Below are 2,603 nucleotides of genomic sequence, written 5' to 3' on the forward strand. Positions count from 1 at the left end.
CCACCGCCACGCCCGGGGCGGAGCCCGGCCCCACCGCCACCCCGGCCGCTCCCACCGAGCCCCCCAAGCCGGACGAGGCGCGCCACGCCCAGCAGATCGAACAGCGCTTCGCCGACATCCAGGCCCGCAAGGACCACTTCTACGTGCTGGGCGTCCCCCAGGACGCCACGAGGGACCACGTCAAGTCCGCGTTCCTCAGCCTGGCCAAGGTCTTCCACCCGGACCGCCTGCCACCGACGCTGCCGCACCTCGCGCAGAAGATCACCTCCGTCTTCGAGGGCATCCGCGAGGCCTACGAGGTCCTCTACGACGACGCCCGCCGCAAGGCCTACATCCAGAACCTCCAGGCCCAGCAGTCCCTGCCCAGGGCTCCCCCCTCCCAGGGCTCGTCGTCCTCGTCGTCCCGCCCCGCTCCGGGCCGGCCGGAGAGCAGCCCCGACGACCTCTACAAGATGGGCGAGGTGTACTTCCGCAAGCGCGACTTCCTCACCGCGTCGGACCACTACGAGCGAGCCTACGCGCTGGACCCCAAGGCGACCTACCTGGCCGCGCGCGCCTGGGCCATCTACATGGACCCCTCGCGCAAGGCGGACATGGCCAAGGCCAAGCAGATGATGGCGGATGCGGTCCGCACCGACCCGAACTGTGACAGGGCCCACTACCAACTGGGCGTCATCGCCCGCGTGGAGGGCGACATGGACCGTGCGGAGCGCCACTTCCGCGACGCGGTGCGCTCCAACTCCAAGCACCTGGAGGCGAACCAGGAGCTGCGGCTCATCGACATGCGGAAGAAGAACCCACCCAAGAAGGGGGGATTCTTCCGCTGAGGCCGCCTCCGGCGCCCCACATCGTACCCCGGCGGATGGGAGCCTCGGCCGGGGGCTCGCGCTACCCTCCGGGGCCTGCTCGCACCCCCTGGTTGATCGGGGGGCGGTCAGCTTCCCCGGGGCTCCAACCCATTGACATGCCTGGAAAGCGGGCAGGATGCTCCCCCGCGCCGGGCTCTTCCGCGAATCGTCCTCCGTGATGAAAGGCAAGTAACGTGGCCAAGCAGCACCTGCTCCTGGTGGATGGGGACGCGAAGAGTCTTCGCGTGATGGAGGTCAGCCTGAAGAAGGCCGGCTTCTCCGTGACGACGGCCATCCACGGCAAGGACGCCATCGAGAAGGTGCAGATCAGCCCACCGGATTTGGTGCTCGCGGACACCAAGATGCCGGAGATGGACGGCTTCGAGCTGTGCAAGACGCTCAAGTCGGATGACCGCTTCAAGTTCATCCCGTTCGTCTTCCTGACGAGCCAGAAGTCGGTCGAGTTCAAGGTGCGCGGCCTGGAGCTCGGCGGCGACGACTACCTGACCAAGCCGATCTACATCAAAGAGATCGTCACCCGCGTGAAGATGATCCTCCAGAAGGCGGAGAAGGAGAGGATCGAAAAGCGGGAGACGACGAAGGGTGGCTTCGCCGGCAGCCTCGCCGACATGGGCGTGGTGGACCTGGTCCAGACGTTCGAGATTGGCCGCAAGACGGGCGTCATCTCCATCCAGGGCGAGCGCACCGGCACCGTCTACTTCAAGGAAGGTCGCGTCATCGACGCGGAGCTGGGCCGGCTCAAGGGCGAGAACGCCTTCTACCGGCTGCTCAATACGTTCGAGGGTCAGTTCGACGTCCAGTTCACCTCGCTGGACAGGCCCGAGCGCATCGAAATCTCCACGCAGGGCCTGTTGATGGAGGGCATGCGGCGCCTGGACGAGTGGGGGCGCATGCTCGAGCAGCTGCCTCCGCTGGAGACGGTGTTCGAGATTGACTACCACCAGCTCGCCGACCGCCTCTCCGAGATTCCGGACGAGGTGAACGGGCTGTTGCGCCTGTTCGACGGCAAGCGCGCGCTGAGCCGCGTGGTGGAGGACTCGGACTTCGAGGACCTGGCCGCGCTGGGCATCATCAGCAAGCTGTACTTCGAGGGCCTCATCCGCGAGCTGGGCAACGCGCCGCTGGAGCCGGTGCAGAGCAGCAAGCCCGGCATCGAGCAGTGGCTCAACGCGGCCCCGCCGGTGAGCGCACCCGTGGAGCCCGTGCCCCAGGCCCCGGTCGCCGCGCCCGTGGAGCCCGAGCCGCCCGTCGCCGTCGAGCCCGTGGCCCCGGAGCCGCCCGCCGTGCGCGTCATGCCGCCCAGCGTGCTCGCGCCGCCCGCGGGGGTGGAGGAGGAGCCCGTCACGGCGCCGCCCGAGGAGCACCTCGCTCCCACGCCGGCGATGCCCGCCGAAGTCGTCGTCTTCCACGCGCGTCCCAAGCGTCAGGGTCCCGTAGCCGAGGACCCGGCGGATATGGATGGTGACGCGCCCACGCTGCCGCCCGCGGTGGCCGAGGGCTCGTCCTTCCTCGTGGAGCCGCCTCCGGCCCATCGCGCGGTGGAGCACGCGCACCGCAGCCTGCTGCTCGACTGGAGCCGCGTGGACACGGAGGGCATCAGCGCGCCCACGACGTGGGGCCCGGGCTCGGTGTGGTCGCCGGGGCCGCGTGGCTTCGGGTCGAACGGGAGTTCCTCGGCACAGGCCTCGGCCTCGAGCGCTGCTTCCGCCGAGTCCGTGACGTCCTCGCGCGCGC

The 2,603-nt window shown here is 69.3% G+C and carries 2 protein-coding genes; both read left to right on the forward strand.

The window, feature by feature from the left end:
• The coding region (locus HUW62_RS46685; RefSeq protein WP_176438127.1) for a DnaJ domain-containing protein at positions 1 to 827 on the forward strand (827 nt) is incomplete at its 5' end.
• A 215-nt stretch (positions 828 to 1,042) separates the two neighbouring features.
• A partial coding sequence (locus tag HUW62_RS46690; RefSeq protein WP_176438128.1) for a DUF4388 domain-containing protein occupies positions 1,043 to 2,603 on the forward strand: 1,561 nt, incomplete at its 3' end.

It is taken from the genome of Myxococcus sp. AM011 (assembly GCF_013372595.1).
Classification (GTDB): domain Bacteria; phylum Myxococcota; class Myxococcia; order Myxococcales; family Myxococcaceae; genus Myxococcus; species Myxococcus eversor.